This window comes from Enemella evansiae (assembly GCF_004362375.1).
Classification (GTDB): domain Bacteria; phylum Actinomycetota; class Actinomycetes; order Propionibacteriales; family Propionibacteriaceae; genus Enemella; species Enemella evansiae.
On record NZ_SNXA01000015.1, the window covers coordinates 27,750 to 43,187 of the forward strand.

At 66.9% G+C, this 15,438-nt stretch carries 13 protein-coding genes; 11 read left to right on the plus strand and 2 right to left on the minus strand.

The window, feature by feature from the left end; translation table 11 throughout:
• Window positions 1-23 precede the first annotated feature (23 nt).
• A complete protein-coding gene (locus C8D81_RS19930; protein ID WP_098476995.1) occupies window positions 24-584 on the plus strand; it encodes an arsenate reductase/protein-tyrosine-phosphatase family protein in 561 nt (186 codons plus the stop codon).
• Here C8D81_RS19930 and C8D81_RS19935 read toward each other — a convergent pair.
• Together C8D81_RS19935 and C8D81_RS19940 are read right to left on the minus strand one after the other, a co-directional pair.
• A complete protein-coding gene (locus C8D81_RS19935) occupies window positions 568-1,407 on the minus strand; it encodes an SGNH/GDSL hydrolase family protein (RefSeq protein ID WP_133626667.1) in 840 nt (279 codons plus the stop codon). The genes C8D81_RS19930 and C8D81_RS19935 overlap by 17 nt on opposite strands.
• Window positions 1,408-1,435: 28 nt before the next feature.
• The gene (locus tag C8D81_RS19940; RefSeq protein WP_133626668.1) at window positions 1,436-2,887 is read right to left on the minus strand and encodes a polysaccharide biosynthesis tyrosine autokinase; all 1,452 of its coding nucleotides are present in this window, start codon (window positions 2,885-2,887) and stop codon (window positions 1,436-1,438) included.
• Between the two features lie 167 nt (window positions 2,888-3,054).
• Between C8D81_RS19940 and C8D81_RS19945 the strand changes: the two genes are divergently transcribed.
• Genes C8D81_RS19945 through C8D81_RS19990 form a run of 10 tightly spaced genes read left to right on the plus strand, consistent with a single transcriptional unit; the run spans window position 3,055 to window position 15,418 of the window.
• Window positions 3,055-4,875, plus strand: coding sequence for a nucleoside-diphosphate sugar epimerase/dehydratase (locus C8D81_RS19945; protein WP_133626669.1), 1,821 nt, complete (start codon window positions 3,055-3,057; stop codon window positions 4,873-4,875).
• Window positions 4,872-5,951 carry an LCP family protein gene (locus C8D81_RS19950; RefSeq protein WP_133626670.1) on the plus strand — a complete coding sequence of 360 codons (1,080 nt, stop codon included), beginning with the start codon at window positions 4,872-4,874 and terminating at the stop codon, window positions 5,949-5,951. Before C8D81_RS19945 ends, C8D81_RS19950 begins: the two co-directional genes overlap by 4 nt.
• Before the next feature lie 54 nt (window positions 5,952-6,005).
• On the plus strand, window positions 6,006-7,268 hold the full coding sequence (locus tag C8D81_RS19955) for a nucleotide sugar dehydrogenase (protein WP_094357308.1): 1,263 nt from the start codon (window positions 6,006-6,008) through the stop codon (window positions 7,266-7,268).
• Complete coding sequence (locus tag C8D81_RS19960; protein ID WP_324252397.1) at window positions 7,265-8,311, plus strand: polysaccharide biosynthesis protein; 1,047 nt, start codon at window positions 7,265-7,267, stop codon at window positions 8,309-8,311. Before C8D81_RS19955 ends, C8D81_RS19960 begins: the two co-directional genes overlap by 4 nt.
• Entirely contained in the window at window positions 8,296-9,408 is a 1,113-nt protein-coding gene (locus C8D81_RS19965; protein ID WP_094399186.1) for a polysaccharide biosynthesis C-terminal domain-containing protein, read from the plus strand. Before C8D81_RS19960 ends, C8D81_RS19965 begins: the two co-directional genes overlap by 16 nt.
• Window positions 9,405-10,514 (plus strand): non-hydrolyzing UDP-N-acetylglucosamine 2-epimerase, encoded by a 1,110-nt coding sequence (gene wecB, locus C8D81_RS19970; protein WP_208109420.1) that lies wholly within the window; start codon window positions 9,405-9,407, stop codon window positions 10,512-10,514. Before C8D81_RS19965 ends, wecB begins: the two co-directional genes overlap by 4 nt.
• Window positions 10,515-10,516: 2 nt before the next feature.
• Window positions 10,517-11,785, plus strand: a complete 1,269-nt coding sequence (locus tag C8D81_RS19975) for a glycosyltransferase family 4 protein (RefSeq protein WP_094399184.1) — start codon at window positions 10,517-10,519, stop codon at window positions 11,783-11,785.
• A gap of 3 nt (window positions 11,786-11,788) precedes the next feature.
• Window positions 11,789-12,949 carry a DegT/DnrJ/EryC1/StrS family aminotransferase gene (locus C8D81_RS19980; protein WP_179254496.1) on the plus strand — a complete coding sequence of 387 codons (1,161 nt, stop codon included), beginning with the start codon at window positions 11,789-11,791 and terminating at the stop codon, window positions 12,947-12,949.
• The gene (locus tag C8D81_RS19985) at window positions 12,946-14,256 is read left to right on the plus strand and encodes a hypothetical protein (RefSeq protein WP_133626671.1); all 1,311 of its coding nucleotides are present in this window, start codon (window positions 12,946-12,948) and stop codon (window positions 14,254-14,256) included. Before C8D81_RS19980 ends, C8D81_RS19985 begins: the two co-directional genes overlap by 4 nt.
• Before the next feature lie 43 nt (window positions 14,257-14,299).
• On the plus strand, window positions 14,300-15,418 hold the full coding sequence (locus C8D81_RS19990; RefSeq protein ID WP_133626672.1) for a glycosyltransferase family 4 protein: 1,119 nt from the start codon (window positions 14,300-14,302) through the stop codon (window positions 15,416-15,418).
• The last annotated feature ends 20 nt before the right edge of the window (window positions 15,419-15,438 follow it).

Below are 15,438 nucleotides of genomic sequence, written 5' to 3' on the forward strand. Positions count from 1 at the left end.
GAACGCATGGTTGAATCCCCACCATGTCCTTCCAGGTCCTCGTGCTCTGCACCGGCAACATCTGCCGCTCCCCCGCCGGCGAACTCCTGCTCCAGCACGGTTTGGGCGACTCGGTGACGGTCCGCAGCGCGGGTACGCACGCCCTGGTGGGCAACCCGATCGAACCCCAGATGGCCGCACTGCTCCCCGCCGACATCGACACCGACGGCTTCGCGGCGCGCCAGCTGGGCGTACGGATGCTGCGGGACGCGGACCTGATCCTGCCGATGACCAGGTCGCATCGCGAGGTGGCCCTGCAGGAGTATCCCGCGGCGCTGAAGCGTGCCTTCACCTTCGTCGAGTTCGCCCGACTGCTGCGACTGCCCGAACTGACCGCGACCGCGGCCTCACCCGCCGAGTTCCTGGCCGAGGCAGTGCCGATGGCCGCCGCGCTCCGCGCCGGGGTGCGCGGCACCGATCCCCGTGCCGACGACGTGAGCGACCCCTACCGCCGAGGCGATGAGGCCTTCCGCACCGCGTACGCCGACATCCACCGGGCGACGAGGGCGATCGCCGATGCCGCCGGCGTCAGCCGACCCGCTTGACCAGTTCGTCGCGCCAGACCCGCGACCCCGTCCCGTTCGGCAGCACGCCGTCGCGGTCAAGCAACTCGGCCAGCGGTTCCGGTGCCTGGATGAACGCATCGAACACATCCACCGTCGGCGCCCTGTTCCGACTCGCCCAGTCGGTGACCGCACGCACCCGGTTGCGCTGCGCCTGCTGAGTGGCGCCGCGCTCCGGGTTCTGCAGCATCACCAGCCCCGTGGCGGACGGCGGGATCCTGTTCCACAACCGGTCGAGATCGGCCGAGATCGAACCCTCCGACTCCTGGTGCCCGAAGTTGAGGATCACCAGATCGGTGCCGGCCGGCACCAATTGGTCGAATCGGCTCGTCGCATCCCGCAGGGTCAATCCCGATTCGCTGACATTCCGCAGCACCGTGGAACTTCCCGAGTTGCCCAGGTTGCGGGTGCTGGTGCGACCGTTCTCGATGGCGCGCAGTTCGATCCGCCGGTTCGCGGCGAGACTGTCCGCCCACTGGGCGACCCACTTGTCCTCACCGGCCCCGGACGCGTCGCCCAGCACCACGATGTCGAGCTGGTCCTCGCTGCGGACGAGGTCGCGGATCGCCTCGAGTGATCGCTGCCGCGGGGTCGCGCTCGCGGCCGGGGTGGTTCTGGGTGTTGCCGCCGACGAAACCGTGGGCGCCGGCGATCCGGCCGCCGGCGCCGCCGGTGAGCCGGGACCGTTCATCGGGACGGCGTTCACACTCGGCGGCCGCGCATGGCGGAATGCCAGCACCACCAGGACCATGGTGATCACGGCCAGCACGACCAGGCCCAGCACGGGCCACCGCTTCAGCTGCATCTCGCCCGCCCGATCCCGTGCGGTGCGTTCACTCGCGCGCCTGGCGCGGGGTCAGCACGAGGTCGTCCGGACGCTCCCCCGAGGGCGCGGCCCGCCGGCCCGTCGCAGCGCTGCTCGACCGCTGTCGACCGGGCTCGGAGCCGTAGGCGTAGTAGCCATAGGCATCCCCACGCTCCTTGCGGCGCACCATGTTGAGCACCACACCCTGCACCTTGACATCCACCGTTTCCAATGCAGCAAGGGATTCCGCGAGCTGCGGTTTCTTGACCCGCTCGATCCCGGTCACCAGCAGCGCGCCACCGACGAGCTTGCCCAGCACCAGACCGTCGGAGACCGGCAGCAGCGGCGGCGAGTCGATCAACACCACATCGTATTCGGCCAGTGCCTCATCGAGCAGCGCACGCATCTGTGCGGAGTCGAGCAGCTCGGTGGGGTTGGGCGGCACCACACCGGAGGTCAGGACATAGAGATCCGGGTGCCCCGAGAACGGCTGCACCAGGTCCGACAGGGTCGCCTGACCGGCCAGAATCGTGGAGAGCCCGGCGGTCCCGACCAGCCCGAAATTGTCGGCCACCGTGGGCCGTCGCATGTCCGCATCGATCAGCAGGGTTCGGTTTCCGGCGTCCGCCATCGCCAACGCCAGGTTCGCCACGGTGACCGACTTTCCCTCACCCGGCACCGAGGAGGTGACCACCAGGGCGGTACGCCCCTGCGGTGCGGCCACGAACTGCACGTTGGTCCGCAGCCGGCGATAGGCCTCGAACCGCTGATCGGTGTGCGCCCCGAGCTCGAGCGGATGCTCGGGCGTACCGGCCACATAGGGAATCGAGCCCACCTGGGAGGCGGTGGTCACCGCCGCGACATCGGCCTCGTTGCGGACCCGGGTGTCGAGACGTTCACGCACCAGCGCGGCGGCGAACCCGAGCGCCAGGCCGAGCAGCAGCCCGAGCGCGAGATTCTGTGCCACCTTGGGAGAACTCGGGCTCGGCGGGGGCAGCGCCGGGGAGATGGTGGTGGCCTTCACGGTGTCCTGGCCGTCGCGCTTGGGCGACAGCTCACGGACGGTTTCGGCGACCTGGTCACCGATCGCGTTGGCGATCCGCGCGGCGCTCGCCGCGTCCGGATCGGTGACCGTCACCTCGACGATCACCGTCTTCTGCGGAACGGTCGTGGTCACCCGTCGGGCGAGTTCGGCCGGGGTGCTGTTCAGCTGCAGCCGTTGGATCACCGGGTCCAGCACCAGCGGTGAGGCGGCCACCTCCGCATAGGACTGGACCTGCTTCTCGGCATAGGTGCTGCCCTGGGCGAGGTCGCTGGCGCTGGCGGCTCCCTGGACCGCGAAGAGTATGGAGGTTCTGGCCTGGTACTGGGGTTGCATCAACAGGGTGGCAAGCGCCGCGAGCGATACTCCGCAGAGCGCGATCGCCGCGATCATCAATGATCTGCGGCGCGCCAGCCCCAGATAGTCACGCAGTTCCATAACGTCCTTCCGGCCGGTCGGCGGCAGCGTGGCCGCCGCGAGTTGGGGTGTTCCTGCTCAGCCCTCGAGGGTGGCCGTCTGTCAATCAGACCTCGAGGGTGGTCGTGCCAGCCTATTTCATCGCATGCTAAATTCTGCACGTCCACCCCCTGGATCGAAGGACCGGCATGAGCCCCCGCATTCCGGCCGCGTCGCCCCCACGACCGCGCCATCTTCAGTTGGCACTGGGCGACGCCCTCGCCTGGGGCGTGGCGACCCTGGTCGTCCTGGGTGGCCGATACGACTTCGAGTTGAAGCGGGTGCTCTGGGCGGAGGTGTTCGCCTATCTCGCCGCCGCGATCCTGCTGCATCTCGTCCTCGGCTGGTTCTTCCGGCTCTATCGGGGTCGCTATCGCATCGGCAGTTTCGAGGAGAGCCTCGGGCTCGGACTGGTCACCTTCATCAACTGGGCGACGCTGTGCCTGATCTTTCTGATCTTCCGGCCGGCGATGCCGCGCGGCCTGGTCGTTCTCGCCCCGATCGCCGCCCTGGCGGGAATGGCCGCGGTACGCCTGATGGCTCGGGTCTACCTCAACCGCATCGCTCCCAATGCCGAAGCGGAGAAGGTGCTGATCTACGGCGCCGGCAACGCCGGTACGCAGCTGTGCCGCCTGCTCGACCAGGATCCACACGCGCCCTACGTGGTGGCCGGGATGATCGACGACGACCGCGGCAAACGCAACCTTCGGATCGGCCGCCATCCGGTGCTCGGCACCGGTGGGGAGCTGCTCGAGGTCGCCGCCGCCAGCTCGGTCCGGACGATCATCATCGCCATCCCGACCGCGAGCCCGGAGTTCCTCCGCGAGACCATCGGGGCCATCGAGACCGCGGGCCTGAACGTGCTGATCCTGCCGCCGATCCGGGAGATGATCAACGGCCGGGTCAAGGTGGACCAGTTGCACCAGGCCGACGTGGCCGACCTGTTGGGACGACCCCAGGTGAAGACGGACCTGTCCCAGATCGCCGGCTATCTGAACGGCAAGGTGGTGCTGATCACCGGTGCGGGTGGGTCGATCGGCTCCGAGATCGCCCGTCAGGTGCACGGATTCGGCCCGCAGGAACTGGTCCTGCTGGACCGCGACGAGTCCGGTCTGCACGGGGTGCAGTTGTCCATCTACGGCAAGGGTCTGCTCGACACCCCGGACATGGTGCTCTGCGACATCCGCGACCCGGCGGCCCTGGACCGGGTCTTCGCCCACCACCAACCGCAGGTGGTCTTCCATGCGGCCGCGCTGAAGCATCTGCCGATGCTCGAGCAGTATCCGAGCGAGGCCTGGAAGACCAACGTGCTCGGCACTCTGAACGTGCTGGACGCCGCCCAGCGGCACGGGGTGACCCACTTCGTGAACGTGTCCACCGACAAGGCCGCCGACGCCACCTCGATCCTGGGTCGGTCGAAGCGACTGGCCGAGCAGCTCACCGCCTGGCACGCGCAACACCACCGCGGTGTCTGGCTGTCGGTGCGGTTCGGCAACGTGCTCGGATCTCGCGGATCGGTCCTGCACACCTTCATCCGTCAGATCGCCGAAGATCTTCCGATCACGGTCACCCATCCCGACATCACCCGTTATTTCATGACGATTCCGGAGGCCTCGCAGCTCACCATCCAGGCCGGTGCGCTCGGTGATCCGGGGGGCGTGCTGGTGCTGGACATGGGTGAACCCGTCCGCATTCTGGACGTCGCCGAGCGCCTGCTCAAACAGTCCGGGAAGCAGATCCCCATCCACTACACCGGGCTCCGGCCGGGTGAGAAGGTGCACGAGGTCCTGTTCAGCCGCAATGAGCAGTCGACCCTCACCAGCCATGAGCTCATCAGTCGTGTCGGCGTACCCCCGGTTGGCCCGGACGATCTCCCTCGGTACTGTTTCGTCACCGCTCCGGCGCGGGCAACCCCGCGTGCCCGGCCGACGCCGGCGCACGAACCGATCTCGGAGGGGATTGCGCTGTGACTCGCGATCAGGACCAGTTGTCATTCTTCGCTGACGACACCGAACCGACACCCGACGATCAGCCCGCCAAGGCTGAGACCGCTCCCCGACGCCGCGGCACGCGACGCGCGCTGATCGTGCTGCTGTCATTGGTGGCGGTGCTGGCGATCGGCGCGGTGGCGGCCGTCGGCTTCTACACGAACCGGTTGAACAAGGCCGTCTCCCAGATCCAACGCGACGATCTGATGCCCGCGCGTCAGGATCCTGCCCCGGCCGCGATCCCGACGCCCACCGCGGTTCCGCCCGGCGGGCTCAATTACGTCCTGCTGGGCACCGATTCCGCCCCCGGGGACGCTGGTCGCTCGGACTCCCTGATGGTCGCGCACATCCCGAAGGACCGCTCCAAGATCTATCTGATCTCCTTCCCCCGGGACTCCTGGGTCGACATCCCCGGCCGCGGCAAGGGGAAGATCAACTGGGCGTACGCGTTCGGCGGCGCCCCCCTCACCGTGTCCACCCTGGAACAGTTGTTGAACGTCAAGATGGACCACACCGCGGTGGTGGACTTCAGCGGATTCATCGCACTCACCGAGGCACTCGGTGGCGTCGAGGTCTACAACAAGAACAACTTCAGCGCCGGCGGGTATCGCTTCGAGCAGGGCTGGATCACCGTCCGCGGCGAACAGGCACTGGCCTTCGTCCGGGAGCGCAAGAGCCTGCCGAACGGCGACCTGGACCGTGCCGAGAACCAGCGTGCCGTCGTCACCGCCATCATGGAGAAGGCCAGCAAACCCGAGACCCTGGCCAATCCGGTCGCGGTGGACCGCTTGCTGACCGACGCCTCGAAGGTGGTCAAGGTCGACCGCGGGTTGAGCGACGACGAGATCCGGAAGACCGCGACGTCCATGCGGATCACCCGATCGAGCGACATCGTCTCCACCCAGGCGCCCATCGTCGGTTTCGGTTGGGCCGGTGACCAATCGATTGCCGTGGTCGATGAGAAGCAGACCGCCGAACTGGCCAAAGCACTGCGCGAGGACACGATGGATGACTATCTGAACCGGTTCCCCAAGTCCTGCACCGGCCCGGACTGTTGACCCTCCGAACACCCACCGGCCGGATCCCCTGCCCCGCAAGCAAAGGACCACGCGTTGCCCACCACTGATCTCGTCGTCGTAGGCCTTGGCTACGTCGGTCTGCCGCTGGCCCAGCAGGCGACCCGCAGTGGGCTCACCGTGCGCGGCTTCGACATCGACGCCGCGGCCGTGGACTCCCTGAACGACGGCAGGTCCCACATCGACGACCTCACCGATGCCGACATCCGCGAGATGCTCGATGCCGGTTTCACCGCGACGGCCGACCCCGGCAGCATTCGGGACGCGGCCGTCGTGACGCTGTGCGTACCCACACCGTTGTCGCCGCTCGGCGGGCCGGATCTCTCGGCCCTGCTGTCGGCCGCAGCCACGGTGTCGGAGAACCTGAGCCCGGGGACCCTCGTCATCGTGGAGTCGACCACCTATCCCGGCAGCACCGAGGAGGATGTGCTGCCCGTTCTGGAGCGGTCCGGGTTGACGGCGGGAGAGCAGTTCGGGCTCGCGTTCTCACCGGAGCGCGTGGATCCGGGCAATGCGACCTTCGGCATCAAGAACACCCCCAAGGTCGTCGGCGGCCTCACGCCCGAGTGCACCGACCGCGCCGCCGCGTTCTACGGTCGCTTCGTGGACAGTGTCGTCCGTGCCCGCGGCACGCGCGAGGCGGAGATGGCGAAGCTGCTCGAGAACACCTACCGGCACGTGAACATCGCGCTGGTCAACGAGATGGCCAAGTTCTCACACGAGATGGGCATCGACATCTGGAACGTGATCGAGTGCGCGTCGACGAAACCGTTCGGGTTCCAGGCGTTCCGGCCGGGACCGGGCGTCGGCGGGCACTGCATCCCCATCGATCCCAACTACCTGTCCTACAAGGTGCACGCCGATCTGGGGTATCGGTTCCGGTTCGTCGAACTGGCGCAGGAGATCAACGCGGGCATGCCCGCCTACATCGTCCAACGGGCCCAGTCGATCCTGAACGGTGATGCTTTGCCGCTGGCGAACTCCCGGGTGCTGCTGCTCGGTGTCACCTACAAGCAGGACATCGCCGATGCCCGGGAATCACCGGCGGTGGAGATCGCCGAACGGTTTCTGGCGGCCGGGAGCGATCTGCGGTTCCACGACCCGTTCTTCGAGCAGTGGACGGTCGGCTCGCGGACCCTGGACCGCGTCCCGGACGTCGTTTCGGCCGTGGCCGAGGCGGATCTGGTCGTGCTGCTGCAGGCACATGCGGCGTACGCCGATGGGACGATCACCAACGGCGCCAAGAGATTGTTCGACACCCGCGGCCGGCTCAGCGGCCAGGGAGTCGCGCAGCTGTGAGCGCCCATGGAGGGATCCACGACGCGACCTTCGCCATCACCGGTGGAACCGGCTCGTTCGGTTCGACGATGGCCGCCCAGTTGCTCGACCGGGGCGCCCGGCAGATCCACATCTTCTCCCGGGACGAGGCCAAACAGGACGCCATGCGGCGCCGCTTCGGCGACGAGCGGCTCCGTTTCTTCCTGGGTGATGTGCGTGACAAGGACTCGATCGTCCCGGCGATGGCGGGTGTCGACTACGTCTTCCACGCCGCCGCCCTGAAACAGGTCCCGTCCTGCGAGTTCTTTCCGCAGCAGGCCGTCAAGACCAATGTCATCGGTTCCCAGAACGTCCTCGATGTCGCCGCCGCGAGCGGGGTGCGCTCGCTGGTCTGTCTCTCCACCGACAAGGCCGTCTATCCGGTGAACGCGATGGGCATGTCCAAGGCACTGATGGAGAAGACGGTGCAGGCATTCGCCCGCAACCACCCGGACTCCCAGATGACCGTCTCGCTGACCCGCTACGGCAATGTCATGTATTCGCGTGGTTCGGTGATCCCCCTCTTCGTCGAGCAGCTCACTCAGCACAAACCGCTCACGGTCACCGAACCGTCGATGACCCGTTACCTGATGTCGCTCGCCGAGTCGGTCGACCTGGTCCTGCACGCGTTCTTCCACGCGACCTCGGGTGATCTGTTCGTGCAGAAGGCGCCCGCATCGACGGTCGAGGTGCTGGCCCGGGCCGTGTCCGAGCTGCTCGGACATCCCGATGCCGAGATCAGGACCATCGGCATCCGGCACGGGGAGAAGATGCACGAGACCCTGCTGAGCCGGGAGGAGATGGCGAAGGCGGAGGATCAGGGCAGCTACTTCCGCGTACCGCTGGATGCCCGGTCGCTGCAATACGAGCTGTACTTCGATGAGGGCGACCGTACGATCACCCGGGACCGCGACTACGACTCCCAGAACGCCCTGCGCCTGGATGTGGCGAGCACGAAGGAATGCCTGCTGCAGCTGCCCGAGATCCAGCGACTCGTGAAGGACGTGCCATGCGGGTGCTCCTGACCGGCGCGGCCGGTTTCCTCGGCTGGCACACCCGGTGCCGGCTGCACGCCCTCACCGAGCATGACGTCGTCGCGGTGACGCGAACCACCTGGGACGACCTCCCCACGTTGGCCGCGGATGCCGATGCGATCATCCACGTCGCCGGCATCAACCGCGCGGACCCCGACGAGGTCCGGAACGGCAATGCCGAACTGGCTCGCGCCGTGGCCGCCGCCGCCCGCGCGGCCAAGCAGCCGCCGGTGATCGTCCACGCCGACTCGATCCAGGCCGGCAATGGAACCGCCTATGGGGAAGGGAAAGCGGCCGCGGGTCAGATCCTGGCCGAGACGGCGGACGCGCTCGGTTCGGTGTTCGTCGACGTGCGTCTGCCCAACCTGTTCGGTGAACACGGCCGACCGCACTACAACTCCTTCGTGGCGAGCTTCGTCGACTGGCGCATCAGGAACGAGACACCATCCATCACCGATCGCCCGATCGATCTGCTGCACGCCCAGGACGCCGCCCAGGCGCTCATCGACGGCCTGGCGGCCACCGGATCGGGTGAGACCGCCCCCCAGGGACACCCGACCACCGTCCAGCAGGTGTGGGACCGGCTCAGCGTGTTCCACGAGCTGTATCCGGATCGTGGTGACATCCCGGCGCTGGCCTCGGACTTCGAGGTCGCGTTGTTCAACACCTACCGCGCCGCACTGTTCCCCACCGCGTACCCGATCGCTCTGACCCCCCGGGCCGATGACCGCGGCCGGTTGGTCGAGACGGTCCGCTCCCACGGTGGGCAGGGTCAGAGCTTCGTGAGCACCAGCAGGCCCGGAGTGGTGCGCGGCGACCACTACCACCTGACCAAGATCGAGCGGTTCGCGGTGCTGGCCGGTCGAGCGCGGATCGCGCTGCGCCGCATGTTCAGCGACGAGGTCATCGAGTTCGACGTCTCCGGCGATGCGCCGGTGGCCATCGACATGCCGACCCTGTGGACCCACAACATCACCAACACCGGGGACACCGAGGTGCTCACCCAGTTCTGGACCCACGTGCTGTTCGACCCCGACAACCCCGATACCTTTCCGGTGCAGGTCGATTCCAAGGAGTGCACCCAGTGACCAAGGTCATGACGGTCGTCGGCACGCGACCAGAGATCATCCGGCTCGCTGCCGTCATGAAGCATCTGGACGCCAGCCTCGACCACGTCGTCGTGCACACCGGGCAGAACTACGACTATGAGTTGAACGAGATCTTCTTCGACGAACTGGGGCTGCGGAAACCTGATCATTTCCTCAACGTCGACACCTCGAGCCTCGGTGCGGTGCTGGGCGGGGTGCTGACCGGTGTGGAGCGGGTCATCGCGGCGGAGCAGCCCGACGCCGTCCTGGTGCTGGGTGATACGAACTCCTCCATCGCCGCGGTGATGGCCAGGCGGATGCGGGTGCCGGTCTACCACATGGAGGCCGGAAACCGTTGTTTCGATGAGAATGTGCCCGAGGAGACCAATCGGCGCATGATCGACCACGTGGCCGACTTCAACCTCGTCTACACCGAGCACGCCCGCCGGAATCTGCTCGCCGAAGGCATCCACCCCCGCCGGATCCTGTTGACCGGTTCACCGATGCGGGAGGTGCTGCTGGCCCAGCGCCCGGCGATCGAGGCCTCCGATGTGCTGGACCGTCTCGAGTTGACCGCCGACGGTTATTTCCTGGTCAGCGCGCACCGCGAGGAGAACGTGGACAGTCCCGAACGATTGTCCGCACTGCTGGACTGTCTGGAAGCGGTGGCGGAAAGGTTCGACCTGCCGATCCTGGTGTCCACCCATCCGCGTACCCGCAAGCGTCTGGAGTCGCTCGGCCGGGAGGTCGATGCGCGGATCGTCTTCCACAAGCCGCTGGGTTTCCATGACTACAACCACCTGCAACTGCACGCCAGATGCGTGCTGTCGGACTCCGGCACGATCGCCGAGGAGTCGTCGATCCTCGGCTTCCACGCTGTCACCCTGCGGGATTCGATCGAACGCCCGGAAGCACTCGACACCGGTGCGATCATCATGACCGGTCTGGATCCGCAGAATGTGATCGAGGGAGTCGAGCAGGTGCTCCGATCCTCCGCGGCAGCACAGATTCCCGCCGAATACCTGATCGACAACTGCGCCGAGCGGACGGTCAACTTCATCATCTCCACCAGTGCCCGGCACAAGTCGTGGTCCGGGTTGCGCTGAGCATGCGCATCGGCTTCATCTCCCAGTGGTACGCCCCGGAGAACGTCTGGGTGCCCACCGCGATCGTCGACGGTCTGCGCGCCGAAGGTCACGACGTGGTCGTGGTGACGGGTACGCCCCACTACCCCACCGGTGCGGTGGCCGACGGTTACTCCGCGACGCAGTGGCGGACCGAGACGATCGATGGGGTCCGGGTGCACCGGGTCCCGGAGTTTCCCTACCGTGGTTCGGGTCTGCTCGGACGGCTGCTGGGATATGCCTCCTTCGCGGTCACCGCGAGTTGGCGCGCGCTCGCGGAGCTGCGCGACCGTGAGGTGATCCTGGTCTACGGCTCCCCCGCCACTGCGGCCCTGCCGGCCATGGTGCTGCGCGCCCTGACCCGGATCCCTTACGTGCTGCAGGTCCAGGACGTCTGGCCCGATTCGGTCGTCGACTCCGGGTTCGTCCGCCGCTCCCTCACCCTGCGAGCGATCTCGACGATCCTGCACGCCTTCGTGAGCGCCTCCTATGCCGGCGCCGCCCGGATCGTGGCCATCACCCCCTCGGCCGTCACGCTGATCGGCGGGCGCCCCGGGGCCCGCGGCAAGGTCGAGCTGGTCCACAACTGGACCCCCGATCCGGCCGTCGCCGGGGCCGCCGAGACGCGCGGCCTGCGGGCCCGTATCGGTGCCGACCCGGATGCCCCCGTCTTCCTGTACGCGGGTGCGATGGGGGCCCCGCAGAACCTGGGCGCGGTCGTCGACGCCTTCGTGGCCGCCGACCTCGATGCCCATCTGGTGCTCATCGGCACGGGTACCGACCGCCAGGCGCTGCGGGAGCGGTCGGCCGCCGCCGATCGGGTGCACATCCTGCCTGCGGTCCCGCTCCCGGAGGCCACCGCCCTGACCAGGGAAGCGGACGTGGCTCTGGTCTCGCTCGCCGACACCGCCCTGCATCGGGCCACCTTCCCGAGCAAGATCCAGTTCCTGTGCGGGCTCGGCATGCCGCTGCTCGTCGCCGCCCCGGGGGATGCGGCCACCTATGTCACCGACAACGGTGCGGGTCTGGCGGCCGATCCTGCCGATCGCGGCAGCATCACCGCAGCGTTCCGGTGGTTCGCCGCCCTGGGCCGCGAGGACCGGTGCATCCTCGGCCAGGCAGCGCGCCGCTGCTATGACGCGGACTTCGCACCGAGCGTCGGCGCCGGGGCGCTGTCCAGGATTCTGCAGCACGCCGCGGATCCCGATACCGCGGTTGCTGGTTCCCTCCACGTCCAGTCCAAGGATCGGTGACCTGTGGCCAATCGCATCTTCATGTCCTCACCCGATGTCGGGCGGGCCGAGCAGGAGGCCCTGCTGCGCGGGTTCGACAGCGGGTGGATCGCGCCCCTGGGCCCGGAGGTCGACGCCTTCGAGGCCGAGCTGGCCGCACGGTGCGGGCGTGAGCACGCGGTCGCCCTCTCTTCCGGCACCGCTGCGCTGCACCTCGGACTGCTCCACCTGGGTGTGCGACCCGGAGATGTCGTGATGACCGCCTCGATGACCTTCGCGGCGACGGCGAATGCGGTCACCTACACCGGAGCGACCCCTGTGTTCGTGGACGCGGACGAATCCGGGTCGATGAACCCTGAGCTGTTGCAGCAGGCCGTCGCGGACCAGCTCTCCCGAGGCGCCCGGGTGGCGGCCATCGTCCCCGTCGACCTGCTCGGCAAGGTGGTCGACCATGATGCGATCGCCGCGATCGCAAGCCGGCATGGCATTCCGGTGCTCGCCGATGCGGCCGAGTCGCTGGGTGCGCTGCGCAACGGGAAGCCCGCTGCGGCGTACGGTGACGCCGCCGTGCTGTCGTTCAACGGCAACAAGATCATGACGACCTCCGGTGGTGGTGCCCTGCTCACCGACGATCCGCAGATGGCTGAGCGCACCCGGTATCTGGCGACCCAGGCCCGCCAGCCCGTCGTGCACTACGAACACACCGACATCGGTTACAACTACCGGTTGTCCAACCTGCTCGCCGCCCTGGGGCGGGCGCAGCTCGATCGGTTGACGGAGATGGTCGATCGGCGGCGCGGATGGCGCAATGCCTATCGTGATCTGGTTTCCGACGTTCCGGGTGTCACGATCTTCAGCGATGGCGATGGTGCGGACAATCCGGAGATGACCGGTACGCGGGACAACTTCTGGCTGACCTCGATCCTCATCGATCCGATCGCCTCGGGCCTGGACCGCAACCGGGTGATGGCCGAGCTCGCGGACCAGCAGATCGAATCCCGTCCGCTCTGGAAGCCGATGCACCGGCAACCGGTGTTCGCGGACAACCCTGCCTATGTCGACGGGACCTCGGAGCGACTTTTCGAGCAGGGGCTGTCCTTGCCGAGCGGTTCCGCGATGTCCGACGCGGACTTCGATCGGGTACGCACCGCACTCGCGACCGCCCTGAGGCGAGCACCGGCATGACCCTCACCCTCGTGCTCGCGCTCGCGCTGCAGGCACTGACCATCTACCTACTCCGCCGATTCCTGGGGCGGAACTGGCTGACCCATCCATTTGCACTCATGCTGCTGGCCGCCACCGTCTACCACGGGTTCGGCGAGCTCCTGATGCTCACCCCTGGTGCACTGGCGGCGAATCCCTATCGCATGATGCTGACCCCCGATGAGGTTCACCGCGGCGCGCTGGTCATCAGTGGTGGCATGTTGGCGACGACGGCTGGCTACCTGTGGGCCGTACGCCGGCGAGGACTGGTCACGACCGATCGAAGCCAGGAAGGTGCCGCAATGGCTCCGCTCGACTGGCGCATTCTTGTCCTCTGCCTGATCCCATTGGCCGCAGCCACCTATTCGGGTGAAGGGTTCACAACGGCCGAAGTCCTGGACTCCCGAAACCAGTCGAGCATCCAGGTGCTGGCCATGTCCCTCTTCGTCATGTTGATGACATTGACGACTTTCAGTGTCATCTGGCGGTTCGGCAGTCGGTCCTTCGTACCCGTCATGGCGGCCAACGTGCTTCTCCTGGCTGCCGCCGGCCAGCGTCTGGAGATCGCGGTCAGTGCGATCACCGTCTGGGCGATGCTCGGATTCATGCGTCGCCTACCGCGCACACGCGACCTGATCATTCTGGTGGTCATCGGAGCGGCCTGCGCATTCGCCATCACCAGCGTGCGTTCAGCCCAGGGACGAGAGATCTTCAACACTGACTCCGGTCTGGAGAGCAGAGTGAGCGCGATCGTGAACGCCTTCGGCTCGACCGCAGCAGACACTGTGAGCGGTGGGGACCTGATCACACAGACTGCCGTGCGACTCGACTCCAACGAATGGGCCGGTCACGTGGTCTTGGCTCTCTCCCAGGGCACCGAGCCGATGGGGTTGACCGCCGTGGTGCGGTCGATGAGCCAAGCAGTTCCGAGTTTTCTGAACCCCTCGAAGAATTCTGGGGATGTCACCGATCGATCGAGCGAGGCAGCCCAGATCTGGTACTACGGGATGCCCGACAATGACCATCTGCCGGGGCACTTCGGGCTCTGGCTCGGGCTGACCGGCATTGCGCTCTACTTTCCGGTCATGGGGTTCTTCGGTTACCTGTACGGGCGCCTTGAGCGTTGGATCTTCGCTCGAGTCTCCACCGCACGACTCCTCACCCTGATCCTGCTGTTGATCGGATCGCTGTTCGTGGAACGCGGCATTCCCAGTTTGATCATCATGCTGCGATACGCGATACCACTGGGCATCCTCGGTTTCGTCGCCCAGCGACTGTGGCCCGCTTGAGCAACACCCCGGCCGTACCCTCACACAGACTGACGAGCAGCTCATGACAGACCCGGACCTGGTGATATCCGCAGCGCTGTTCCCACCATCGGTTGCAGGCGGTGGCCCCGTCCAGTCCCTGGCTGCAGTTGCCACTGCCATGGCACGGTTGGGGAAACAGGTCGAGGTCCTGGCAGCAGATCGCGAGCCGGGCGGGCAGAAGTCCTATCCGTCAGGCAGTCTCTTCCGGATGCCGGGGGTCACGGTGATCTACCTGCGGGCCAGAACGCTCGCCGACCAGTTGGTGGGTGTTGCACGCGCACTGTGGGGCCGGAGCAACTATGCGTTATACCTCAACTCACCGTTCAGTCCGGCGTATGGGATGCTCCCGCTGCTTCTCGTGCGTCTGAGGCGCACGCGCCCCGACCGGGTGGTGCTCGCTACGCGGGGTCAGTTCATGAGCAATGCACTCGCGCATCACGCAAGGCGCAAACAGTTCGCTCTGCCTCTTGTGCGCAAGGTATTGTTCCGCGCGGTGGATCTCTACCACGCCACCAGCGAGGACGAAGCTCGGGAGCTCCGATCCTGGGTCCCCCAGGAAAAGATCCGGTTGATTCCGAATACACGTCTCCCCCGGGAGCCGCAACCCAGGCAACCGGATGAGGGACGGTTGCTCTACGTCGGCCGGATCGTTCCGATCAAGAACGTGCACGTCATCCTGGAAGCACTACGGCACACCGATCGTCCCATCGCACTCACCTTGGCGGGCCCCCTAGAAGATCCCGCATACGTCGAACGGTGTCGTGCGATCGAGTCGGGACTACCGAAGCACGTACGCGTTGAGTGGCTGGGAACCGTCGACCGCGATCGGGTCGGCGTCGAGCTTGCCCGTTCGTCGGTCTTCGTTCACCCCACGCAGGGGGAAAACTTCGGGCACTCCATCGCTGAAGCCCTGGAAGCAGGATGTCCGGTCGTTGTGGGTGCGCGTACCCCCTGGACCGGGTCCATTCGCGGAACGCAACCCTCTCCCGGGATCGTGTTGGATGACCCTTCGGACGCACTGGCCGCGTGGAATGCCATTCAGTCACTCCTCGACCGGGACTCCATCACCAAGGACCGGGCGGAGGAGGCTGGCCGAGCCGTCGCCAGGAGGGCGAATGGCCCCGAACAGTTCAAACCCTAGGTTGAGCTCTTTTTCGCAGC